This is a genomic window from Nostoc sp. (assembly GCF_036917275.1).
GTDB lineage: Bacteria > Cyanobacteriota > Cyanobacteriia > Cyanobacteriales > Nostocaceae > Nostoc.
Genome location: NZ_JBALDF010000070.1, coordinates 176,878 through 202,427, shown reverse-complemented (window position 1 = coordinate 202,427; position 25,550 = coordinate 176,878). Strand labels below are relative to the sequence as shown.

The 25,550-nt window shown below is 41.9% G+C and carries 17 protein-coding genes and 1 pseudogene; 6 read left to right on the top strand and 12 right to left on the bottom strand.

The genetic code is table 11. The annotated features are described in order from the left end of the window. Positions 1-1,418 precede the first annotated feature (1,418 nt). The 8 genes and pseudogenes from V7K35_RS27770 to V7K35_RS27735 all read right to left on the bottom strand — a co-directional run bounded on the left by V7K35_RS27770 (position 1,419) and on the right by V7K35_RS27735 (position 10,415). Positions 1,419-2,132, bottom strand: coding sequence for a conjugal transfer protein TrbI (locus V7K35_RS27770; protein WP_335083459.1), 714 nt, complete (start codon positions 2,130-2,132; stop codon positions 1,419-1,421). A 525-nt stretch (positions 2,133-2,657) separates the two neighbouring features. Continuing rightward, a pseudogene (locus V7K35_RS27765) lies at positions 2,658-2,834 on the bottom strand (NACHT C-terminal helical domain 2-containing protein); the annotation flags it as partial. 638 nt (positions 2,835-3,472) lie between these two features. Then, on the bottom strand, positions 3,473-4,213 hold the full coding sequence (locus V7K35_RS27760) for a choice-of-anchor K domain-containing protein (protein ID WP_335083456.1): 741 nt from the start codon (positions 4,211-4,213) through the stop codon (positions 3,473-3,475). A 386-nt stretch (positions 4,214-4,599) separates the two neighbouring features. Further along, entirely contained in the window at positions 4,600-6,813 is a 2,214-nt protein-coding gene (locus V7K35_RS27755; RefSeq protein ID WP_335083454.1) for a tetratricopeptide repeat protein, read from the bottom strand. A 262-nt stretch (positions 6,814-7,075) separates the two neighbouring features. After that, positions 7,076-7,255 (bottom strand): photosystem II assembly protein Psb34, encoded by a 180-nt coding sequence (gene psb34 / locus V7K35_RS27750; protein WP_335083452.1) that lies wholly within the window; start codon positions 7,253-7,255, stop codon positions 7,076-7,078. Between the two features lie 298 nt (positions 7,256-7,553). Next, positions 7,554-9,548: a glycine oxidase ThiO gene (thiO, locus tag V7K35_RS27745; RefSeq protein ID WP_335083450.1), complete on the bottom strand. Its 1,995-nt coding sequence runs from the start codon at positions 9,546-9,548 to the stop codon at positions 7,554-7,556. Positions 9,549-9,655: 107 nt separating this feature from the next. Continuing rightward, positions 9,656-10,060 (bottom strand): hypothetical protein, encoded by a 405-nt coding sequence (locus V7K35_RS27740; protein ID WP_334794948.1) that lies wholly within the window; start codon positions 10,058-10,060, stop codon positions 9,656-9,658. Between the two features lie 16 nt (positions 10,061-10,076). Then, positions 10,077-10,415: a 2Fe-2S iron-sulfur cluster-binding protein gene (locus V7K35_RS27735; protein WP_322716724.1), complete on the bottom strand. Its 339-nt coding sequence runs from the start codon at positions 10,413-10,415 to the stop codon at positions 10,077-10,079. Positions 10,416-10,490: 75 nt separating this feature from the next. Here V7K35_RS27735 and cimA point away from each other — a divergent pair, with 75 nt between their 5' ends. Then, complete coding sequence (gene cimA / locus V7K35_RS27730) at positions 10,491-12,137, top strand: citramalate synthase (RefSeq protein ID WP_335083448.1); 1,647 nt, start codon at positions 10,491-10,493, stop codon at positions 12,135-12,137. 320 nt (positions 12,138-12,457) lie between these two features. Here cimA and V7K35_RS27725 read toward each other — a convergent pair whose 3' ends face one another. Both V7K35_RS27725 and V7K35_RS27720 read right to left on the bottom strand, forming a co-directional pair. Next, entirely contained in the window at positions 12,458-13,153 is a 696-nt protein-coding gene (locus tag V7K35_RS27725) for a hypothetical protein (protein ID WP_335083446.1), read from the bottom strand. A 749-nt stretch (positions 13,154-13,902) separates the two neighbouring features. Next, a complete protein-coding gene (locus V7K35_RS27720) occupies positions 13,903-14,136 on the bottom strand; it encodes a hypothetical protein (RefSeq protein WP_273762052.1) in 234 nt (77 codons plus the stop codon). A gap of 160 nt (positions 14,137-14,296) precedes the next feature. Between V7K35_RS27720 and V7K35_RS27715 the strand changes: the two genes are divergently transcribed. Continuing rightward, positions 14,297-16,408, top strand: coding sequence for an NAD(P)/FAD-dependent oxidoreductase (locus V7K35_RS27715; protein ID WP_335083444.1), 2,112 nt, complete (start codon positions 14,297-14,299; stop codon positions 16,406-16,408). Positions 16,409-16,475: 67 nt separating this feature from the next. On the opposite strand, the gene V7K35_RS27710 is transcribed toward V7K35_RS27715, so the two are convergent. Further along, complete coding sequence (locus V7K35_RS27710) at positions 16,476-18,026, bottom strand: hypothetical protein (RefSeq protein WP_335083442.1); 1,551 nt, start codon at positions 18,024-18,026, stop codon at positions 16,476-16,478. A gap of 1,229 nt (positions 18,027-19,255) precedes the next feature. On the opposite strand from V7K35_RS27710, the gene V7K35_RS27705 reads away from it, so the two are divergent. From V7K35_RS27705 to V7K35_RS27690, 4 genes are all read left to right on the top strand, one after another. Beyond that, on the top strand, positions 19,256-20,710 hold the full coding sequence (locus tag V7K35_RS27705; RefSeq protein WP_335083440.1) for an aminotransferase class V-fold PLP-dependent enzyme: 1,455 nt from the start codon (positions 19,256-19,258) through the stop codon (positions 20,708-20,710). A 108-nt stretch (positions 20,711-20,818) separates the two neighbouring features. Beyond that, on the top strand, positions 20,819-22,105 hold the full coding sequence (locus tag V7K35_RS27700) for a sulfite oxidase (protein WP_335083438.1): 1,287 nt from the start codon (positions 20,819-20,821) through the stop codon (positions 22,103-22,105). A 36-nt stretch (positions 22,106-22,141) separates the two neighbouring features. Next, complete coding sequence (locus tag V7K35_RS27695; protein WP_335083436.1) at positions 22,142-22,933, top strand: sulfite exporter TauE/SafE family protein; 792 nt, start codon at positions 22,142-22,144, stop codon at positions 22,931-22,933. A gap of 50 nt (positions 22,934-22,983) precedes the next feature. After that, complete coding sequence (locus tag V7K35_RS27690) at positions 22,984-23,976, top strand: RNA ligase (ATP) (RefSeq protein ID WP_335083434.1); 993 nt, start codon at positions 22,984-22,986, stop codon at positions 23,974-23,976. A gap of 56 nt (positions 23,977-24,032) precedes the next feature. On the opposite strand, the gene V7K35_RS27685 is transcribed toward V7K35_RS27690, so the two are convergent. After that, on the bottom strand, positions 24,033-25,532 hold the full coding sequence (locus tag V7K35_RS27685) for an Ig-like domain-containing protein (RefSeq protein WP_335083432.1): 1,500 nt from the start codon (positions 25,530-25,532) through the stop codon (positions 24,033-24,035). Between the last annotated feature and the right edge of the window lie 18 nt (positions 25,533-25,550).

The window sequence follows — 25,550 nt, the reverse complement described above, 5'->3', positions numbered from 1 at the left end:
TCTTGTCCGGATAAGCATAGAGAATGTTCCTTAAAATTCTGACATCAGATGACACATTGCCAAATATTTGCCCATCTTTAATTTCTGGACTTTGATTATTTAAAACAGCTGTGTTATTGACGATATCAACATGGTCACTTAAAAATGTATGAATCCCTGAACCACCATTATTAAATGTTAGATTGTTTTGAATTAAAGTCCGTCCTATATATGCACCCAAATTGGGGTTCTGATCATTTCTGGTACTATCGATAATAATGCCATTACCATCTGTGATCTTTCCCGTCGCAACCCAAGGGATGTACATGCGATTGTTATATACCTTGTTATTGGTCACGAACATCTTATATCCCCGGTTGGTGTCAGAATTCCAACTGGTCCCTATCGTAATGCCACTGCAAGCATAAACACCATACCAGGCATTATTGAACACAGTGTTATTATCTATCTTCACATAATCAGCCTGCCCTGCTCCGATACCTCCTCCTCCACAGTCATGCACTTTGTTGTTCAGAATACGGATGTGATGAACATGACCATTGGCTCGTCCGTCAATGTTTATGCAGTTTCCGCTTGTAAGTGGATTTGATCTGTTAGTCTTCTGACTTAATGCATAATCAAGGGTAATATTGGCATTGTTTCCTATAACTTCCAGCCCGTTGATCTCAATATATGAAGCTCCACTTGAAATCAGGATACCGTTCCATGTATTATGCTGAATTTTTGGGTAATGCCCAGGATATGCTTTATACTTAATCCATGCATTTGCAGTTCCAGAACGTTTAATACTTACTACACTCGGAGCTTTGGCTAAATTTGTGTATACTCCGTTCATAATCAATACTGTATCGCCAGGGTTAGTTATATCTGCTGCCTTTTGAATTGTCCTAAAGGCGGATGAAGTAGAAATTCCGCTATTTTTGTCGTCTCCACTACCACTAACATAGTATATTTTCGGTGTAGAATTCGTGCTAATTAGTTCGCGGCTGGATAGACTCATTTCCTTGTTAATGGATACCTGGCGAACGTTTTTAACTAAAGATACTTTTATCCTTTCTCCTTGAGCCAAAAAACTTAATACTAGAGGAATTGCAAGATATGTGCTTAAACTGAAACCTGAAATTACCACAGTAAAAAACTCCTTTATTGTTACTATTTAACAAAAATATCAGGATATTTCATAATTTGGAATACTCTTTTGAATAGAGAATATAATAGAGCCGATTTTCCTAGCTCCTTCCATAGCGCAATTAAATAAGTACTCTAATAAATATCGATGCTGAGTAAGACGATATGGAGGTAGAATTGTTGCTGTTAAATAAAATTTTTTATAGTTAAAAATGAAGGCGATCGCTCACTATAGTTAAAGTGGCGATCGCCTATCAGGGGTGATTATCACGACTTGAATTGAGTTAAATTTAGTAGCGGGATTGTGGTACTAAATTCAAGTTAGAATTCAGTGTGAGCCTTAAATCCTCTGCGGGTCTGAGGACAAAAGCATTTACTTGTTTTTTCCGCAACAGCACACTTGCTCCCGCACCCGCAGCTGCGCCGAGAACAGGTTTTAAATCGTCAATTCTGTTGTTGCCAGTAATTAGTGAACCTAAAACACCAGCACCTCCACCAATAGCTGCATCAGTTAAAACCTGATTTGTGCTTGGTCCCCGTGAAACTCTTTGAGTTGTAGTATATGTTCGAGAACTTGCATTGATCGACTGACGCTGACCATTGGAAAATTCTAATTCTTGAGCTATAAACCGCACGCCTTTTCCTTGGTTTTGATCTGTATCTCTTGAATAATTATCTAAGTCAACAGGTTCTAACCGTCCATTTACTTTAGTACCAGCCGGAATTAAGACATTTCTATTTCTGTCGAGAATGTCTTTGGCTATTTTTAAGGTTAGAGATTTACTTTCCCCAGGAGCAATAGTAATTGTCTCTTTTTCGTAGGTGACAGGAAAAGCAACCCCAGAAGGAATGGTAACGTTTCCGTATTGTCCAGTTCTATCTTGGTTAATTCTATATTGTGCATTAGCAGGAGCCAAGCTCAATAGGGGACTAATAACGGTTGTAGTAACCGCCATTGCCATAAGTGCAGCAGTACCAGATTTCCATTGATATAGGCGAGTCATAAGAGGGTTGTCCTTTGTGTATGTGATGTATGTAATGACGGTAATTCACTGAGTTTGTTTCTGACTGTTTATGAACCTGTCTATAGGCGTATTCCGAAGATAAAAGTACTTATTATGATGAGGAGTCTGTGCGATCGCGATGCCAATAGCGAAGCGGTAGCGAGTCATCAAGCATCATAGCCCATCGTAGACATCGCTCCTCAGAATTTGTATTTTGCTAATGTGCGTCAATAAAATCACAGGCCAGACATTCATAGGACGCAAAACGAGTATCATCTTGTTCCCAAATCCTGTTTTATTACTTATGTCCACATATCTAAGCCATTAAATAGAGGCGAATGTGGCTAATTGCGAACTCTTACTTTTATTCTAGATTGATTTGCTATAACTTGGGAAATATTTTCGTTTTCTTAATGAATGATTTACCTGTATGACTGAAAGATACACTGTCTGTTACATGTGTATTTAAGATTGCTGCTGACGCTGTTTAATCTCTGCGAGCGGTAATAACAAAGTATCTCCAATTTACTGTCGTACTTCACGGCTGACATAACAATCGCTATTTAGGGAATGTACCAATAATTTATTGGTATCATAATACTGCTTAAGCAATTCTTTCTGCTTGTGAGTGAACTGCCAATCATGACCAATATTACGATATTTAATCATTACTTCTGTTAATTCTTCACACCAAGCCTTCCCATTAGCTAACCACTATTTGTTAGGTTCTTCTCTTACTTCATCTAGCCCATCAAGCAAAACCAATACCCTACCGTGCTTGAATAAATCACTTACTTGAGTAGGGACTATTCTGTAACTAGAGAATAGCAGCTAAACTCAAATTATGTCTTGGCGACTCAAAGTCGAACAACCATAAAAACGAAACCCGCGCTGACAGGTTTTAATGTTTTATTATCCACAAAAAGCGATCAGCTAAAATAATTTCCAGCTAGCCAACTTCTGCAAGCAATCACTTGGGCATTAAACCGCAGAGGTGCTGAGAGTGGTGAGAAAAAACAATCTTATTTTACGAGTCACCTTGAAAAGGTTAGTGCTATCAATTTTTGATGCGCTCGCAGCAATTCTTGTGCTGGATTAAAATTTATTCACTTACCATCAACAAGTATGAAATATGGAGTATGTAGCAGTTCTCAATTGCGTGGAATACTGGAGCCAGTTGTATGGGTAGTAACAGACTTGAGCAAACTGGTGTACCGTTCGTAGGGCTTCCCACAGGCTACGAGAACCGCTATAAACCTCATTTTGGAGTCGGGACAATTCCCTAGTGAAATTACATCCTTAAGGGCGAACAGGAGCAGATGTTCTAACCACCAAAGCTTTTAATATTTCTTCTCCAAGAATTTTTTCCGAGATATCATATATATCCCTAGCAGGAATAGACCCGCTACTAGCGGAGGTTCGGGTATGCTTTTGAATTTGGCATAAATAGCTGTTCTAGTTGTGGCTCCTTCAAGAGCATTAATACTTATCTGGGGAATGTCTGGATTAAATCCGGTTAGCTCAAGCGTGTATTTATTGCCTTCAAAGGTGAAACTGCGATTATTTAAATTTGTGTCTATAAATACAAAGTCTGCATTATCTTCTGCATTTGTTGGGTCATTAGGTGTATTTACTAGACCAAACTTGAAGTCAAAAACTTCGCTGATTCCAGTGGGAGGGTTGAAGGATAAATTGAGATTTAAAGGTACAAATCCAACACTTGTACCTTTGAGTACTGTTCCGTTAAAGTAAGTTAAATCAGCTATTTTGAATGCAGAGTTAATGTCAGTTGAAAATGAACTTCCATCCAATGTAAGTTTATTTGAGCCTGTTATTGTACACCCACTAGGAGTATTTGAACTTGCTGGACACACATTAGGATCACCCCAAATAAATGTGTTGCTTCCTACACCTGTGTATATTGGTTTGGTATCTATATTTTCTGGAGTGGGGTTTCCCCATGTGCCACTAGAGATACCAGAAAAAGTCAGAGCATGTGCTTGACCAGAGAAACCAAATCCTGTGGTCGCACTCACAAAAAAACTAGATATAGCAGTCGCAAAAACCAAACTTAGTTTCATAACTTAGGTTTCAATTCTCATTTTCGAGCTTTTCTCAACTAGGTTTCCAGTCTACGGTAGTAATTTTACGGAAAATACGCTTATATATTATTGTAGTTTTTATAAAATATTTATATATTTTTATATTTATATATCTTATTCAAAAAATTATATACATTAAGCTTAGTTTATGAACTGTAAAAATATTTTAGCACTTTGTAATTAGTAAACTGTTAGCGATCGCTATCTTAAGTTGGTTCATTAATTAATTGTCAAGTTGATATCAAGCTACTCTTTTTTGACTTTTGACTTCCCCGTTCGCGTAGCGTCTCCAAGAGTTGGGGCTGACACTCCCTGCCTATTGGGACGCTAATCAGGTTCATCCTCAAGGGTTTTCGGCATCTACTTTATAACTTTGACAAAATCTCTGGCAACAACTGACTAGGAACTTTAGATAAAGCCAGATTTTGTCCCTGTATCCCTAATTCATTATGAAAAGCACGAATAGTTTTCACTACATAAGTGAAGGTTATTTGATAAGGCTCTGGTTGTTTACTTAATCCGTTTAAGGCTTGCAAATGGTTATCTAATGCTACTTCTAAGTGTTGGGAACGTGTTGCTTTGTCGCCATCAAAAGATTTATCTATTACTAGCTGATAATGTGCCAGTCCCAGGTTATTATAAGAAGCAAGCAAATCAAAACTTAAAGAAGTACTGCTAAGTGAGTGAGCTAAGGCTATAGCCTCTTCGTAAGCGCTGATACATAGTTGTAGATACTTTTGCCGTGCCTCTTGAGTTGTCTGAGATAGGTTTGCTAGATGCCAGTAGGCAGTACCGAGATTATTTTGTGTAGCGGCGCAGGCACTGGGAACATTAGCTGGAGTACGATACTTGAGAGCTTCGCTATAGACATCTATCGCTAGTTGGAGATTTTGGGCTGGTTGTTCATATTGTGCTAAATTCCAACAAGCAGTACCGATGTTATTTTGAATCATACCATACTTAAGCGGTTCCTGTTCGGGGTTGTAGTGTACAAGTGCTTCGTTGTAAGCTGCGATCGCTTTCTTTAAATGTATAATCGGTTGATTGTATTGCCCTAGATGCCAGTAAGCAGTACCCAAATTGTTCTGGCAAGCCGCATACTTTAAGGAGTCCATATCAGCTGTACGGTAGCTAAGTGCTTCACTGTAAGCTACAATTGCTTGCTGCCAATTTTCAGATGGGTGAGAAAAATGAGCTAAATCACCATAGGCTGTCCCCAAATTATTTTGCACACGAGCGTAAGTTTCCGAATGTGTCTGAGGCGAAATCATATTTAACGCCAACTGATAAAATTCTATTGCCTGCTCTATATAAGTTTGTCCTTCCTCAGAATTGGGTGGTGTGCGGTAAAGCATCCAGTAGAGTGTACCCAAGTCATTCAAGATATCTGGGAGTTGCGGTGAGGTTTCGTCATAGCTAATTGCCTCCTGATAGGCAATAATTGCCACCATCAGGTTTTCTAGGGTTGACTCTCCTTGCTCAATGCGAAGGCGGTATAAGGTGCCCAAGCGATGATAGGCTTCTGCCAGTACCTCACCTAGAACTTGCTTTTGGTGTAATTCTTCAATCTCCAACAAAATCTGGTGCAGTTGTAAATAATCCTCCGTATTTGGAGCAATATTAGTGTTGATTGTTGCTATTATTAGCTCCGTTAACTCGCTGCTAATATAAGATAAAGATAATAGCGATTGATTATTACTCCCACTACCAGATCTATTAGTAGATTCCTGCTGTTGTGGTGCAGGCTTCAATAAATCTGCTGTTGACGGCGAAACTTCCTGGGTTTTATATACGCCATTCCTTTGTATCTCTGCTGGAAAATCCGAATTATTCTCAAACTTTAACTTGGTGGCTGCGGTTTTCAGTTCCGTTTGGTTAACTGATTCATTTAGAATCGATTGCTCAATACTCCCTAAATCCAAACTTCCAGAACGTGAAAAACTTTCTGGATAGCCCAAATTCTGAGTCGCTGGTGTGGGTTCTCCAGCAAACACAAATACGCCAGTCCGGCAACGCCAAAACTGTGGTGCTGATTGCTTGATAGCAGATAACCAAGGACGCGGTATCCACAACAGCAAGTTAGATTCTAGGAATCGGCTGGATTCTTGTGTAGAGAAATATTCTTCGCTTAAGCGGAGATAGTGCAAAAATAACCGTTGTGTTGCCACTGGTTGCTTGGTGAGATGCTCCACACCTACAATCTGAAATGCTGGGACTGGAAAAGGTCTTCTTGGGGTATCTTTTGATGCCCCAACAATTGGCGGTGGATAATTAGCCAACCATTGATTTATCTGGATTATGGGATTGGGATCGTTTAAATTCAAACGCAATGTGACTAATCGCGGATAAGCTGAAGTGCTATTTTCATGAGAATTTGATGGCCGATATAGTACCTGTCCAACAGGATAAGCCAATGTAGAGTGCAAACGGGCTGCTACCTGATTTCTTAAGTGTAAATCATCACATACCGCTAAAAAAAATTGTCGTCGTAAGCCAAGACTTAGGGCAAGTTTCAGGCGGTGATATACTTGCCGATTCCAAGCAGAATTATTGTTGTGTGCAGGATCATTCACGCTCATAGCGGCTAAAGAGCCAAAACACAGTATATATCACCTTTATGGGTGCATCCAAGTGGGCTAAAGTCATAATGAAAATGGTTTTTAAGTGGATGTTACGCGGCTTTGAATAAACTGAGCCTTCATAATCTATAAAAAGAAAAAAGTATACAATTATACTTTAATTGCTAATTCAATTTTAACAAAAAATAAAAAAGCAGGTCCCTCTTAAAATTGGAACCTGAAAACTATAAAGAAGATGAAATTTTATTAAAATGTTTAATGCTCAACTGCTCTGAGAAACAAAGAAGGCGACTGAAACCAAGCCGCCAACCAAAACTGTAGCGGTGATTGCTAGTAAGATATAAGTTCGTTTTTGCCCTTTTGTGGGAGGTTCTGCTTGATAAATCTTTGGTTCCCGGGCAAAATTATTCAAAAGGCCGCCTTCTTCGTTTGTATAGGGCATAAATCAATTCCTTTATCTTTATCGTTCATTTAATGTTACATAAATGCTAAATCCGCTCTGAAACTGCTAGACAAATCGTTACATTGGGCATTGGGCAATTCAATTTTGGATAATGGAAGTAATAATTTTAGATTAAATTTCAATTCTTAATCTAAAATTATTACTTACCTAGTACAGGTTGGCGGAAATAAACTTACCATTTCATTACAGCCAGAAAGCCCAAAATTAAAACATGAGTGACTTTTGACTTTAGACTTTTGACTTCCGCCTTGCGGTACTATTCCCCATGCCCCATGCCTTAACTAGTAATCGTCCCAGTCAGAGGAGAACTAGGACTAGCATAATGTTTGATGGGCATCCTGCCAGCAAGGTATGCTAGACGACCGGCGACTGTCGCTAAATTCATGGCACGAGCCATTGCTGCTGGGTTTGGAGAAAGAGCGATCGCACTATTAATCAACAAAACATCTGCTCCCAATTCCATTGCCTGGGCGGCTTCTGAGGGTGAACCAATACCAGCATCTACCACCACTGGCACACCCGCATTTTCGATGATGATTTGAATATTGGCGGTTGTTTTTAGCCCTTGTCCAGAACCTATCGGCGATGCCAAAGGCATTACCGTAGCACAGCCTACTTCTTCTAAACGCTTGGCTAACATGGGGTCAGCGTTAATATAGGGCAATACTGCAAAACCTTCTTTAACTAATTGTTCTGCGGCTTGCAGCGTCCCAATTGGATCTGGAAGTAAATACTTAAGGTCAGGTATTACTTCTAACTTGACAAAGTTATTATCTTCCTGCCCTAACAATTTCGCCATTTCTCGCCCCAAACGCGCTACCCGAATCGCCTCTTCAGCAGTTTGACAACCTGCGGTATTGGGCAACATCCAGATTTTTGTCCAATCCAAGGCTTCAGCTAAACCTTCATGTCCGGGGGCCTTGGTTTGAACCCGTCGGACTGCGACGGTGACAATCTGGCAATCGCTGGCGGCGACACTTTGCTGCATTTCTTCAATGCTGCGATACTTACCAGTTCCGGTCATTAAGCGGGATTGGAAGGTTTTGCCAGCAATAATTAGTGGGGAGTCTTGAACGGGGAGTGGTGGGTGCTGTAAAGATATGGCAGTGTGATGCCCGTTGGAGAAATTGGCAGAGTGAGTCAGCATTGGGGTGGAGGTAGATGGCTGGGATTGGAAGCGCGAATAGTGAAAATTTGAAAGTATTGGGTCAGACTTTTGTTCCAAGATTAAATCGGCAATCAATGTCGCTGTTACTGGTGCAAGTAGAATCCCGTTGCGGTAATGACCAGTAGCAAGGGTTAAATTTTGACAGTAGCTGGTGCCAAGGATGGGTAACTCATCGGGGGTGGCTGGGCGAAATCCCCACCAGAATTCTTGGATAGGATAATGCTTTAATTGGGGATACAGCCGGATGGCAGCTTGTAATAATGTTTGAATGCCTTCTGGGGTGTTGTTGGGGGTGAAGCCAACAGCTTCGCTTGTTGCCCCAATAATCAGCCGATCGCGTCTTGGTACGATGTAAATATCCTGACCATATAAAATCCGTTTTAAGGGCAATTCCGAGGCAAATTCTGGTATCCGCACACTCAGCATTTGTCCTTTTCTGGGTAGCACAGGTAGTGGTAACAACTCATTTGACCAAGCACCTGAAGCTAAAACATAGTGCGCGGCGCGAATTACCCCAGTATTGGTTTGCACGCCAACCACTTGTCCTTGCTGCTGTAAAAATGCTTCTACTGTAATCCCGTCTTTGAGTTTAACACCAACAGACTCAGCCGCTGTCCACAGTACTTGAGCTAGAGCTTTATTATCAACTTGTGCGTCTTCAGGATACCACCAGCCACCAATGACTTCTGCTCCCAATCCTGGCTGATATTGATGAATTGCCTCTTTGTTTAACCAGTAAGCTGGGGATGGGGGGGATGAGGAGGAAAGACTTTCCCTCCTACTCCCCTGGTCCCCTGCTCCCCTGCTTTCTTCAAAAAAGGGTGTGAGGATACCGCAGGGCCGGTACCCAGTATTTAAGCCAGTTAGTTCTTCTAGTTTGTGCGTCCAGTCGGGATACAAAGCACGCGATCGCCAACACAATGAACGCATGGCCCCATTAGGGATATTTTCCGCGTCTGGTGCCAACATCCCAGCAGCGGCATGGGTAGCGGCAGCCTGAAAGTTACGACAAAACACGGTGACGTTTGTCCCGCGCAGTTTTAGTTCAATGGCGATCGCTAAACCAGTAACACCGCCACCAATAATTACAATCTCACTAGTCATCAGTCATTTATTATTAGCCATTTATCATTAGTACATAACTAATAACTCATAACTAATTAACTCATAACTTATAACTTATAACTCGTAACTAAAGACGGATCTTATCGTTACCATAAGGCTCGAATTGGTTCGTTGCCTTGGTTTGCATCGCTGGATGGTGTGTTTGTGTTTGTTTGTGAAGTATCTGTATTGCCGTCTGTTGTAGTGTCAGAAGGTGAGGTTGAGTCATTGGAAGGATTCTGGGCAACGTTACTCCTGTTACCAGGTCTTGGGGCTACAATACTGCGCCTGTTTTGGTTTGTTTCAGTTGTTTCGTTTCCTTCAGTGGCAGTTTCTTCATTCTTGCTGCCAGCACTGCTATTAACATTGATATTAGCTGGCAGAACTTTGGCTGCTTTGCCACCGGGAGCGTTAGCGGTTTGTACGCCCATAGGAAAGTTGATGCCTAGTAATGTACCAAGCAGAATGGCTAAACCTCCAGCCATTAGAATTAAGGGTGTCCATCTACCCATCTTGTTTTACTCCTTTTTAACCTTTTGGTGTCCACACTATTCGAGAACCTTGTCCCCAAAATCCATCAAACTTTGTCACTTTCACATCGCCTAAAACCTGGGTTTGACAGGCTAAACGCAAGTCTGTTGTAGGAGAATGGGGAGGAAGCGAACGCCGTGCTCGATCACGCCAATTCGCTGCTGATACTTCGCCCTCTACCTTAACCGCGCAGGTTCCACAACTGCCAATGCCTCGACAGTTTATTACCTTAGCACCGTCATTGTAGAGGTGAATACTATTTTGCAGCAAAATTTTTCGGAGATTACTTCCCTGCTCGCAATCAATTGTTTTACCTTCAGCTAGTACTTTAGGCATTTTTAAATTGCCAAACTGGCGTTTTGTTGTATATTGACACATTGTCTCGAAAGTTGTCTCGTCGGTCTCAGTTTTATGACCACAAATTCCTCACCTCAACTTTGGCTCTATGACACTACATTACGGGATGGCACTCAGCGCGAGGGGCTATCAGTATCGATAGAAGACAAGTTACGCATTGCCAAGAGACTCGATCAACTGGGAATTCCCTTTATTGAAGGCGGTTGGCCTGGTGCCAATCCCAAGGATGTACAATTTTTCTGGCAACTCCAAGAAGATCCGCTAAAATTTGCTGAAATTGTGGCTTTTTGTTCGACTCGACGCCCCAATACCACTGCCGCAACTGAACCGATGCTACAGGCTATTTTGGCTGCGGGGACTCGCTGGGTAACGATTTTTGGCAAGTCTTGGGATTTACATGTCACAGCCAGCCTCAAGACGACGTTAGAAGAAAATTTGGCGATGATTCGTGACACGATTGAGTACCTCCGTTCTCAAGGGCGTCGGATTATTTACGATGCCGAACATTGGTTTGATGGCTACAAACACAATCCAGATTATGCTTTACAGACATTAGAGGCTGCGATCGCATCTGGTGCTGAATGGCTAGTTCTCTGTGATACCAATGGCGGCACTTTACCCCACGAAATTAGCCAAATCGTTCAAGATGTAGTCAAGGTGACTGGGGAATGGGGAACTAGGAAAGATTCCCAATCTTCAATGCCCCAAATCGGAATTCACACTCATAACGATTCGGAAATGGCGGTTGCTAACGCAATAGCCGCCGTTATGGCAGGGGCAAAGATGGTACAGGGGACAATTAACGGTTACGGTGAACGTTGTGGTAATGCTAACCTCTGTTCATTAATTCCCAATTTACAACTGAAGGCGGGTTACAGTTGTATCACAGAAGACCAGCTAACACAACTTACAGAAGCTAGTCGTTTTGTTAGTGAGGTGGTCAACCTCGCGCCAGATGAACACGCTCCCTTTGTGGGACGTTCGGCTTTTGCCCACAAGGGCGGTATTCATGTATCAGCCGTGGAACGTAATCCCCTGACTTACGAACACATTCAGCCGGAACAAGTCGGGAATCATCGCCGCATTGTGATTTCTGAACAGTCTGGACTCAGCAATGTTTTAGCCAAAGCCCGCAGTTTTGGGATTGAACTCGATCAGCTAAAGGCAGAGGCCAAGCAAATTCTCCAGCGCCTCAAAGACTTGGAGAGCGAAGGATTTCAATTTGAAGCAGCAGAGGCAAGTTTTGTATTGTTGATGCACGAAGCTTTGGGAGATCGCCAACAGTTTTTTGAAATCAAAGGTTTTCAAGTCCACTGTGACTTGATTGAGGGGAAAGAAACTAGCAATGCTCTAGCTACAGTCAAAGTCGCTGTTGATGGAAAAAATATTTTGGAGGCGGCCGAAGGTAATGGGCCCGTGGCAGCTTTGGATGCGGCTTTACGCAGGGCTTTGGTGAACTTTTATCCCCAAATAGCAACCTTTGATTTGACAGATTACAAAGTCCGGATTCTTAATGGACATACCGGCACTGCGGCGAAAACTCGTGTATTGGTAGAATCGGGTAATGGTCATCAACGTTGGACAACAGTAGGGGTTTCCACCAATATTTTGGAGGCTTCCTATCAAGCGGTAGTGGAGGGCTTGGAATACGGTTTGTTGTTGCACTCCCAAGCGGAAGCGGCGGTGAAAGCTTCTAGTTGACAAAAAGCACTATGTAGTGTACCCTAATTGACAACCCCCACCTGAAGATCAGCCACCTTCATTAATGGGGGTATTAAACCCGCATCGTGTTGCCACCCGATAAGAAAATGGGGAGACAATTTCCCCTTGTCAAAATTGATAAATTATCCAACCTTGTGGGGTGTTGCTTTTTAGCTTGCCTAGTTGATAGGTGGGGCTAGACGCCTATCCCACAATTGATAATTAGATGTTTTTTACTTGCTAGTCCCTAAGTATAGCATTTCATAAATGCATGACGAATTGAGCGACTTACTGGTAAGGCTTGGCAAAACTCGATAACGCTACGAAGTTGTAGAATTATCTATTACCGTAGGAATGACGTAACCTAGAATACCTTTAAGGACATATCCATTCTTGCCACCACCCAACTCACTAAAATTAGTAGTGTACACGTGGTCTGAAGCTACGGAACTGTAATATTCATATAAAGGAATAGTACCTGTGATCGGTGTAGAATATACAAAATAACCAGTCTTTTTAATTACATATCCATCCCTGGCATTAAAATCAGTAGTGTAGAATTTGTCTGAACCTGTGGTACTGTAATATCGATATAGAGCCTTAGTTCCAGGAGATTGTTGTTGAGATTGTTGTTTGGGAATATAGGCGGCAATTCCTTCAGATATGTATCCGCTGCTACCAGTTCCTAACTCACTCAAATTAAAATTAGTAGTGTAGAAGTGCTTAAAAATTGATTGATTATAATAACGGTAGAATGCATCTGCCGTAACTCTTGCACCATCAATTGTTCGAGTAGTTGTATTTGGAAGAACTGGATTTTGAACAACTAAAATATTTGAGGATCTAGTTTTGCTTTCGCTAATAGTTAATTGATTAATATTCTGCAGTTGAGAAGAATTTGATGTTGCTAAAGCTACATGGCGACTAGTTAAATTGTTCATACTAATACTTGCAATGCCAACAGCCAAGCCACCAAAGGTTTTTAAGACTTTACGCCAAGACCAATTACTAAACATAGTAGTATCTTTTTAGCCTGATATTTAGAAGGAAAAACATTACCATACTAATACCACACTATGCAACAAGGTAGTGGATAGGGGGATATAAGGGCAAGCAAGAATGAATGATACTTTTAAATATGATGCACAGACGCAAAGTCTCACATCTTGCACCACTTGCTTTATTACTATTTTTGTAGGGTGAATACTGCCTAACGCTGGCTCAAACCCTAATTTTTACGTTATCAGCAGTGCCCACCCTACGGTTATTGAGAATGGTGCAAGATATAAGCAGCATCTGGCACTTGGGTAAGCAATGGTTTAAATGCAAAAATAGCAGATCAATTGCCAATTCTATACAAATAATCATTCTCACCTTTACAGCCAAAGTGCGTAGGCGTAGCCCACCGCAGGCATCGCTCAACTGAGTTGTGTACCAAAAACATTTATTCCATTAAGGCGTCGAAACGCCGATCAAAGAGTATAAGGATTGATCCAAAAAAAAGACCCCTGCTTTGCACCAGAGGTCTTTCCGTTTCAGAACGTTGTAAAATTCATTAGCAACGTAAAACGCTGATATGGTTAATTTAGTGGCTTCTGTGCCATAAATGCAAAAATAGAAACCCAATTGCCAATCCCATACTGACGATTATTGTTACTTTTACACCTAAAATGCGTAGGCGCAGCCCGCCGCAGGCATCGCTAATATTTAGGTGCAGACCTGGAAAGCCGATACTGCGACATAAAACTTCATTCTATGCAAGGTTTTAGGAGAACTTTTCCCAAGATTGGGCAACTAATTGGCTCAACCAGCGACGTTGTTGCTGATCCAGCAGTGGATCATCTGCTAGTAACTGAGCGGTTAATTCTTCTAAAGATTGACCCTGAGCACGGACAATTTTAATTACTCCAGCGATCGCAGCGGCAACTAGTTCTTCATCAATCGGCTGTTGTCGCAAGGCAAAAATTTCCTGGGGACTGTCTGGAATGGGATAATTCATGGCGTGGGTTTACAGAAATACAAAATGAACAATAAATTTGGCAAATTCTTAAAATTTCTTCACTGAATCTTTACGAAACTAATAGGGCGGAGTTTACCTTACTTTGTGCCTTCATAAAATCTGTCTTAGTAAGTAGATTGATCGGAGATGTCAGGAAACGATGAGAGAAATCCTTTATTTAGAAGTTCCAACTCCGGATATAGCAACTGTGCGTAGCTGGTTACAAACAGATTTTGAACCCGGAAATGGAGAAAAAGTGCTTACCTCGGAAGGCTTTCGCCTCAAAATCCCTACTGCAACTACAATTACTGGGGTGGCTGTTTCGGAAAACTTGCCTGCGGAACTTTCTGTATTTGTCTGGTCGGTGCAACGAACTACTTATCTAAAAGTGTTTCGTTGGACAGAACAGCCTTTTCCCAAAGAGGGACAAATCCTGCAACGCCTGACCAAGGAAATCAGAAGCCGTTTTGGGCATCATTACCCAGAACCGCCAGCGATTGATTTATCACAGCAATCGATTTTTGCCGCGCTAGGCTCTGTTTATCCCCTCACTGTCAAATATTTTCAGAAAATGCCCAACGGTGAATATGACCTAACTCGTGCCTATTGGTGGGAACAACGATGGCGCGAAGGAGTACGGAATCCGCAGCAGCCGCGTCAAGTGGTGTTTTCGCAGGGGAGCAGGGGGGAAATAACCAATGCCCCAATGCCCAATGCCCAGTACGACATCATCTACATAGGTGGCGCACTAGGCGCCATCCATGCAGCACTGATGGCAAAACTGGGATATAAAGTTTTGTTGGTGGAACGAATGCCCTTTGGGCGGATGAACCGAGAATGGAATATTTCTCGCGATGAGATTCAAAGCTTAGTTAACCTGGGTTTAGTCACCCCCGCTGAGTTAGAAACGATCATTGCCAGGGAATACAAAGATGGATTCAATAAGTTTTTTGATGCTAATAATCCATCCAAACTGCGATCGCCTGTTCTGCACACCCCCACAGTCCTAAATTTAGGCTTAGATTCCGAAAAATGGCTCCAAATGTGTGGGCAAAAACTGCAAGCGGCAGGCGGTGATATCTGGGATGAAACAGAGTTTATCCGTGCAGATATTGATATATCACAAGTACTTTTGAAAGTCAAGCACTTACCCAGTCAGGTTGAAAAGCAAGTAAGTGGACGACTGTTAATAGATGCAATGGGAACTGCGTCCCCCATCGCTTGGCAATTAAATGGTGGTCGGGCTTTTGATAGTGTGTGTCCGACAGTGGGAGCGGCAATTGAGAGCGGATTTGAGCCGGGGGTGTGGGATTCCCAATATGGGGACGTTCTTTATAGTCATGGGGATATTTCGCGGGGAAGGCAGTTAATTTGGGAATTGTTTCCTGGAGCAGATGAAGAACTGACGATTTATTTATTTCATTACCATGAAGTCAATGCTGAAAATCCCGGTTCCTTGCTGGAGATGTACGAGGACTTTTTCACGATTTTGCCAGAGTATCGCAGGTGCGATATGGACAAGTTGGTGTGGAAGAAGCCGACATTTGGGTATATACCGGGGCATTTTAGTGTCGGAAGTAGCGATCGCACAGTTGCCTTTAATCGATTGATTGCGATCGGTGATGCCGCATCACTCCAGTCTCCCCTTGTTTTCACCGGTTTTGGTTCTCTAGTTCGCAACTTAGAGCGCTTAACAACGCTGTTGGATACTGCTCTAAAACATGACTTGTTGAGTTTCCGACACTTGAACCAAATTCGCGCTTATCAAAGCAACGTTTCAGTGACTTGGCTATTTTCCAAAGGCATGATGGTGCCCACAAGGAAATTTTTACCACCCCAACGGATCAACTCCATGCTCAATACCTTTTTTGGGCTGTTAGCAGACGAACCTTTAGAGGTGGCAGATAATTTCATTAAAGATAGGTGTGATTGGTTAACTTTTAACCGCCTAGCACTCAAAGCAGCGAGGACAAATCCTGCCTTGCTTTTATGGATCTGGGAACTTGCTGGCCCAAGGGATTTGCTCAGATGGCTTGGTAGTTATTTTAACTTCGGTCGTCATGCCCTGGTTAGTGCTTTGCTGAGTCCGTGGTTCGGGCGCTTCTTGAATCGGGTGGGTTTTTGGCTGGAACCTCGGAATCCGGGATTGTGGTTGTGGCTGTTGACGATTAATTATGCGATCGCCACAGGCAAACCGCGATCGCCCAGTCAGGTAGCCAAAATTAGCCCAGAAGACATAATTCCGAAGTCAGAAGCAAGGATTCTGAATTAGTTATTAGGCATTGGGCATTAATCACTTGACTCCTTACAGACGCGATTAATCGCGTCTGTACTCCTAACTATTGACTCTTGGGGCGAAAATTTGGTAGTTCCACAGATGCCAATGACTTACGCCCCTTGGGTGGACGCTGGGGATAAACTACGGGTGAGGGTGAATTGGCATCATTGATGTTATCACCTGATAAATCTGGGGACAAATCAGTTGCCGACAATTCCAAGTGCGTCAATTGTGAAACTTCTGACCAGTAGTCTTCAGTTTCTCCACCAGGCGTCTCAAGATGAGGTTGAGTAGAGGAAACCAGTAAGTTATTGGCTGGTGAAACCACAGAATCTGTCGTCCCAGAAGTGGAGGTAGTTGCAGGGGGATTAATTTCTGCTTCCAACTGCTCCTTTTGTGGATTTTCTAGTTCTTCATCATCTTCTAAGATTGTTGCTAAAGTCTCCCAGATCGGCGCATCACCCTGATTACTATCCACATGCGTTTTCGCAGCAGGTGGTGGTGATGCAGATGCAGGCTGGGAGGTGAAAAACATTTGAATCAGACTATCTAATTGCTGATCTAAATTTGATGAACCCGAAGTTGAAACAGCTTCCGGTGTATCTGGGGAATCATCAATTTTTGGAGAGGGGCCGGTTTCTGCTGGTGTTGGCGTATTTTGCTTAACTGACCAGTTCCAAGAAGATGGCGTCGGAGTCGGTTCATTTCTTTGGAATGGGACTGGTGGTGACGGTTCGCCCCAAGAATTATCTAGATTCTCAGTCAAGGATTCTGGTTCTGCTGACCAAGGTTGAATTGGCTGGGCGTTAGGAAACAAAGACCGAGCTTTTCGAGAAAATCTTCCTTGTCCGCTAGTTATGTCTTTGGGATGTTTTGCAGTATCGTCTAAGGAGTCATAACTAGGAACTGATGTATCTAAACATTTTTCTAGAGCTGCTTTAAATTGCAGGGTCTGGCGTTGTTGTCGCATCAGTCTAGTACGTAACTCCCGACAAGCATTTTCTGATTGCAATAACTGCTGAGACTGTTCGCTGTTGTTAGTGTGTAATAACGTACATTCTCGCTCTAACTGGGCAAGACGTTGTTGACTAATTTGTAGCTGTGCTTTATGAGTATCAATAAAAATTTCCTGGCGTTGAACAGTTTGTACAGCAGTTTCCAATTGTTGAAATAGGGACTTTATCTGTTCTTGAGCCGCAGCCAATTCTTGAGTATGTTGGTTGAGCATCGACTCAGTAACGCTAGAACGCGTTTTCTGCCACTGCAAAACCTTTTCTGACTCAGCTAGGTTGTCTTTTAGCTGCTCCACTTGTTGATACAAGTTATTGTTAGCTGCACGCAATTCTTCGTTCAATGCCAGCAGGTTTTGAAACTCCGAGTCAATAAGTGCTTGCTTGCCGCTTTCAGGTTCTGCAACCCAGTCCTGCTGGGTAGTATCTTTTGAAATTTGTCTATCTTCAGCTGCCATGAGGAGTGGCAGTTTTTTAACTGCCATATTGTCATTAGGCACAACTGAGTAAAAGGGACAACTCGCCTGCTCCGATTGTGGCGAATTAGCAGAATTTAGGGATTCCATCACAGCCGCCTTGTTTGAGGTGTCAGCTTCATTCATCACTCTTGACCCACCTGCTTAAAAATATTCAGCAGTACTGGCATTAGCATTGCTTATCAACTGTGTCTAATCAGGGTTGCTCTAGAAGCTAAGTTTAACTCTCTCCAGCCACCAGCAATTAATCATCAATTGGTGTTCCCCATTTTGTATTTAGACTGATGCCGTTATAACACTATGATGCTGTTGCCCGTCAAGAAGAGGATGAGGGGACAAGGAGACACGACTTGGGGAGTAATTTTGTGTTCCCACCTGATTACAGTCCACGCTCATCTTAGTGATGAGCGTGCTTGCTCTAAAACTCTCTTTAGTTACCGCCTTTATCTTGACGATGGGGGGACAATTCCATTTGTCCTTTTCATGTCTTGAAGCAGGCAAAAGGGAAACTCGGGTCGCCAGCCAGGGCTATTTCGTTTTAGACATAAACCGCCCAGAATTAAAGTTCCGCAAATCATAACTAAAGTCCGTTTTAACGCACTAAACCGCATCACCTTAAAAACTAAACTGTATTGGCTGATGAAGTTTTTCTACATGAAAAAATTGTATACACCTTATTTTATATAATAGCATCTTTCTTAAGACATATATTATAAATATCCTCTTCAATATATTTTTATATTGACTTATTTATTACTTAGGAGCGATGTCAGTACAAGTATCTGTTATTCGATCTAATTTTGTAATCTTGGGCGATCGCTATTTAGTGTCAGCGAACAACTAAGAGCTTCTGCTAAAACTGCAATGTTAGGAAATTATGATTTGCAAGAGAAAATACTTACAAAATTTTTTAAGAGTAACAATTTATCTAAGTAAAATAATAAAGTTTTTTTAAAGAATAATCTCAATTTAGTATGGGCTTTTTTATAGGTAAATGCAGTCCTAGTAAGCAATTTCAGGCTTAATTAGTCAGAGGCTTTTCTATAAACTTGCCTTCAATACGTCAAGTTTGTCTAATGACTAGAAGAAAATTGTTTAAAGTATACTTAGTTACCTAGAAATAATAACTACAAAGTATATTAAACTACAAATGCTAAAGATCATTTTAGTATTAATACGTATGTACATTTTAATTATTTTATTAAACAATAATTGGAATAACCGAGTTTTCTAGTAGTAACAAAGTAATTTTAAAGACCATAATTACTGCTGACTAATCTGATTGTTGCGTTAGATAAGGCAGTGTGGCAGTTAGGTTTGTCCAAAAATTAAAAGCTTAAAATAGGGTGCTAAAGATGACCGATATAGTTGCAATGGGTACAAATATAAAGCAAGAAGCTGCCCAATTACCGCTAGTTGCAGAAAATTGTGACAGTTTTTGGAACAAAGAAATTAGACCGTTATTCACAAATGAGTCTCTATCTTTTAGAGTGAAGACTCTTAAGGGAAACTATGTCAAGTATGTCAACTTGGATAATGGAGCTACAACCACTCCTTTTGCAACCCTTAAGCAACATGTGGACGACATGCTTGACACCTATGGCAGCGTGCATCGAGGTTCTGGGCAAAAGTCCATCATCACTACACGAGAATATGATGCCAGCCGGAACGTCATTCGGGACTTTGTGGGGTCATCTTTAGACAACTATGTAATATTTGCCAAGAATACAACAGAAGCAATTAATGGAGCCGCCACACTTTGGGCAAAAAAACCTGGAAAAATCTTAGTTTCTGATATTGAGCATTCATCCAACCTGCTGCCTTGGGTTACTAGAGACGAAGTTGTGCAGTACAGAACGCAGCCGGATGGAAGTGTAAGTGTCACAGAAATTGAAGATATCTTCAAGGCACACCAAAATCTCCCTAAAGCCGAACAAATTAAGTTAGTGACTATTACAGGTGCTTCGACAATTACAGGTTACAGACCACCGATTTACGAAATTGCAGCTTTAGCACATCGATATGGTGCTAAGATTTTTGCCGACGTGTGTCAGTTGATTCAGCATGAACGAGTAGATATGCGTGCTGATGATGACCCATGTCATTTAGATTTTGTGGCTTTCTCTGGACATAAAATGTATGCACCTTATGGAACAGGGGTTTTGCTGGGGCCAAAGGAATTTTTTGATAGCTCCTACCCTTATCAAATCGGTGGTGGAAACCTACCTTATATCACTAGAAACTTAGAAATTAAGCGTTTTTATACAGAACGGGCCCATGATCCTGGAACACCAAACGCAATGGGTGCGATCGCCATTGCCAAGGCGATTGAAATTATCGAAGCAGTAGGGCGCGATCGCATTGCTCAGTATGAACACTCTTTAGTTGAATTCACATATACACGGCTTGGGCTGATTCCTGGGGTGAAAGTATATATTCCAGGAGATAATTTAGCCCATGTTATTCCCTTTGATATTGATGGATTTGATGGACGCTTAGTGGCAGAAATTCTGGCACAAGAATACGGAATTGGCGTTCGGGCTGGGGCTTTCTGCACTTATGAATATATTCGCAAACTCAAGAATATTTCAGACGAGCAAGACCACCAAATTGCTCAGGAAGTAGACAGGGGAATCACGCGCAACATTCCTAGTATTATCCGAGCTAGCTTTGCTGTATATAATACATTAGAAGATTGCGATCACTTTATTGATGCGATCGCTCAAATAGCTAAAAACGGATTTGCTCACTATTTGCCCAACTACACACAAGATCAGATAACTGGTGTTTGGACAGCGATAGACAGCTAGTTTTTTCAGAGCATGGGGCAGGGGAGAGGAGAGAAATTTTCTGCCTGCTCCAACTCCCTCATCTCTGTCCCTTAAATTACGTATTACAAATTACAAGGGGGTAATAGCTTGAGCGATGAAAACCTCTTTGACCAGGAGGAGTATTTACAGGCACGGGTTGAGCAGTGCATCTGGCAAAAAAGTACAGATGCAGGTATTTCGCGCCAGCGCTTTCTAAAAATATTAGCCACTATGGTTGGTGCAACAGCCATCGGGGGGCTAGCTAAACCTGCACCTGCTCATAGTCAGGCAGATGTTAAAACTAAAGGCAGTAAAATACTTAAGCCATTGCCACCTGGGTATATCTCTCATAGCAAAGGCACATTAGAGATGAACTGGGAAGCGATGTATGGGCGTGGTTATTTAGTACCAAACGATTGGTTCTATGTTCATAATCGTAGTACACCTCCCCCGTTTGACCCTTCTACATGGCGTTTGCAAGTTCATGGAACTGGCGTTTCTGCTCCCTGCGAGTTCACATACGATGAAATCATTGCTATGCCTTCCATCTCAGTCACTTGCGCTATTGAGTGTGCTGCTAATGGTCGGCGTTTTTTTGAAGAGGCTTTCAACACACCACTCCCTGGAACGCGGTGGAGGCTTGGAGCGATTGGTGTAGCTGAGTGGACTGGTGTACCACTGAGCATATTATTAGAGCGGGCTGGATTGAAATCCACAGCAAAAGACGTACTCGTTGAGGGTGCAGATTTTGATTCGCTGGACTCAAAGGCGACGAATAAATCCAAGTTCAACAATGTAGTTCCGATTAGCAAGGCATTAGCAGATAACTCGCTTCTTGTCTATGCAATGAATGGAGAACCATTACCTCCAGATCATGGCCAGCCATGCCGTGCCTTATTCCCTGGTTGGGGAGGAAACGCCAACGTTAAATGGATTGAGCGAATTGAAGTTTCCCAAACACCGATATATACCCAGTGGGTGACGGAGCAAATGGTGCTGGTTGGTGCAGATTATCCAGCGATCGCTGCGTATAAAGGTAAGCTGATTACCTATCAAAATGTTAAAAGCGCTTTTGAGTTGGCTTGGCCAGCTACGCTTTCGGCTCGAACCCACTTATTACGTGGACGTTCTTGGTCTGGTAAAGGAAAAATTGTCCGTGTGGAAGTCAGCCTAAATGGCGGTAGAACTTGGCAATTTGCACGACTGCGAGAACCAAATTTTCCATTTGCATGGGTACGCTGGGACATTGAATGGAACCCAACTCCTGGGGAATATTTTCTCCAAGCTCGTGCTACTGACAATTTAGGTAACATACAACCAAGTACAGTTCCGTGGAATGATTCTGGATTGCTCTATGGAGGCGTTGTTAGCCATCCGGTAACAGTACGAGGTTAATCACACCAAATCAGTTGTTTAGAAAAAGACCTATTTATGATTGATTATAGTTGGTTGATTTTGGTGACTGGGGGTCTAATATCTGGAGTCATAGCTGGGCTTTTAGGAATAGGTGGCGGTATTATCACAATTCCTCTTTTAGTCACACTAGGTTATACTCCCGTTCAGGCGATCGCTACTAGTAGCCTTGCTATTGTGATTACTTCAATTTCTGGAAGTTTGCAAAATTGGTGGATGGGCTACTTTGACTTTAAACGAGTAATTTATTTAGGAATTCCAGCTTTCCTAACTACTGGAATCGGTGTATATTTCGCCAATAAAATCCCATCCTATATAATACTCTTTACATTCGGCATTATACTACTTGCTAATATCTATTTGATTGAGCTTCGTAAACAACTGGCTTTCAAGGAGATAGAGAATACACCACTAGTATTTAACCCATTAGTTTCTAAAATTGGCACTGGGGGAGCAGCAGGAATTTTAGCAGGTTTATTTGGCTTAGGTGGCGGTACGATTATGGTGCCACTACAAATGTTACTACTAAAAGAAGAAATTAAAGTAGCAATTCAAACTAGTTTGGGTGTGATTGTCATCACTGCTTTAGCTGCCTGCACAGGACACGCATTAGAGGGAAATATTTTGTTCGTTCAAGGTATAGTTTTGGGATGTGGTGGTCTTTTAGGCGTTCAAATGAGTACTCGCACATTGCCAAAAATACCAGATGATACTGTAGGTTTAGTACTTCGTATTTTCTTAGGAATACTATCAATTTATATTTTTTGCGAAGCGTGGATAAACTATCAACAAATAATTACTACTTCGTAATTTGTAAAACTTTAGAGGTTTTATAAGATATTTTTTAAAAGAGGTGAGCTATGAGTATTTTTAAAGTTGAAGTTGTCAAAATCAACAGCATTAATCCTCATCCCAATGCTGATAGGCTAGATATTGCCTCTATTGAAAATATGGAGTATCAAGTAGTTATAGTCAAAGGTAACTTTCACCCTGGAGATTTAGCTTTTTACTTTCCTATTGATAGTGTTATTCCAGAAAACTTTTTAGATAAGTTTGGTATTCGTAACTACTACTCGAAAAAACTGCGTGCTGCCAAACTTCGCGGAATTTTTTCTGAGGGTTTGCTTATTCCCGTTGGGAATAACTTTATGGGAAATGTCGGAGACGACTACACGGACTATTTTAGTGTAACAAAGTATGAGTATCCAATTCCTCAAGGAATGAGTGGGGAAGTAGAAAGTTTTATTGGACATTACAAATTCCCCAGTCCAGAAAACCTGAAACGTTACAAAAACATACTAATTGAAGGTGAAGAAGTTGTTGTAACAGAGAAGTTGCACGGAACTAACTTCACTGTCTTAGTTGATGCTGATGGCACAACTAAAATTGGCAGCCATAATTACTTCTGGAAAAACAGCGAAGTAAACAAAAAACTAGTTTATATTCGTGCTTACAACGAGAACGAAGCTTTCCAGAAACTTCCGCCAGGAACTCAGATTTTTGGAGAAATCTACGGCGTACAAGATATCAAATATGGCTTGAATAATGGCAATATTAAAATTGCTATATTTGCTGTGTGTCGCGGCAGTTATTTTCTTAATCACAGCGATTTTGTGGCTTTTTGCGAAGAATTTGTTTTGCCGAGAGTACCTGTGCTTTATATCGGCGCTTACACTTGGGAAGTGGTTTCTCAGTTCAATAATGCCAATAGTGTAGTCAGTCCCAATTGCATCATGGAAGGCGTTGTTGTGCAACCAGTCATTGAGAAAACGCATCCAGAAATAGGTAGAGTAGTTTTAAAATTGATTAGCGATCGCTATCTGCTCCGTAAGGATGGAACTGAACTTCATTAGGTTCAACTCAAGTTTTGGTGGCCACACCTTAACTAATCGACTTACCAATTATTCTCTTAAGGTAGCCACCGGGGATGAAATCCGGCTAAGGGGAGTTGTTCTGGTCTAATTTCCACAGTCGCAGCATCAGCGATGGGCAACAGAGGCATTAACCACAGGCTACTGGTAGCAATAACATCTCCATCATCAGTTTTCAAAGTGTTTGTGGGTAATGATGTTGTCGGGTTTGTCTGCGGTACTACTTGGTCAAATAACAAGCCCAAACCGTCGGCAGATAAACTCATTTGCACATTCCGTTGATCGGGAGGCAGTACTAGCAGTGGTTTCTGTTGCCCAGTTTTTAGATCAATTGCCACTACATAAGGCTGTTCTATGTATTGTTCCTTGGATACTAACTGTGTCAGCAAGCAATAGAGGGTGGGTGAGGCGATATCAAATTGGCAACTGAGAATTGAGCCTGTTGTTTTTAATAGTTGTTTCTGCACACCTTGGTTTGTCACTAAAAACAAATCTCGCGTGTAATCTGTATTAAACTTTACCATCGCTGCTTGAGAGCCATCTTTGGAGAAAGCCTGTACCAAGCCAAACTGCGGCAGAAAATCTAGGGGTTTACTGGCATCACCTTGCAGTGGTAGAATTGCTGCTCCCTGTCCTTGGGCAACTGCTACGGCTTTACTATCTGGGGTGATCATAAAGTCTCCCCCCGGTTGGCTTTTCAGGCGTTTAGGGGTGGGTTTTTCTGCTGAACCGTCGCTGATTGCTGGCATAAACCATAGTCCAAAGTCGCCGGGATTAGTTTTGTTTCCCCGCTGGATGACAATAGTTTGCCCATCAGGTGATAAGTCAAATTTCAGGTTTTGATAATCTTTACTATCTAAAGTTAGGTCAACTTTGCCTCCTGGCTCTGCTTGTTGTCCAGATTTACCAGAAACGCCTGTTGTCACTGTGTACAATTGAGATGAAAGTAAATCTTCGTTCTTAGCGGCACGAGCCGAAAATAAAATTTTCTCCCCATCTGGAAACGACTCAAAGTCCATTACTATCAAGTCTTTGGGGGTAAGTATCCTTTTTTGCTCTTGGGTTAAGTTGTAAAGAATTAATCGTCCCTGTTCTTCTTGATTGGTTCCTATGTAAAGAATGACGCGATCGCGTGTGCGGAAGCTACCAATAAAGGGCTGGATCACCCGATTTTTGCCTTCTTCCTCTGCAAACTTGTCTTTCGCTCCCTGTAACTGCACTTTATAATTCGTGCCGTAGGGGGCTGGTGTCACGAGTGTATAAACCATCCGCCGCCCAGCCCAACTGAATTTACCTGCTAGAGGTGGCTCGATTTTCAAGTTATTCTCTACGCTTTTTATTTCCATTGGGCGGCTAAAGGTGAGGGTGAAGGAGTTATCTTCTGCCCCAATTTGTTGATTTTGCCAGGTAAAGTCCCGGACACGAGCAGTCACCACGTCACCTTGCAATATTATCAACCCAATCAGCACACTCAACAGTAGCATCAGTCCGATCGCTATCCGATCCAGTGGTTCGATAAATGCTTTAGATTTAGTCATTTGTCGTTAAGCATTAAG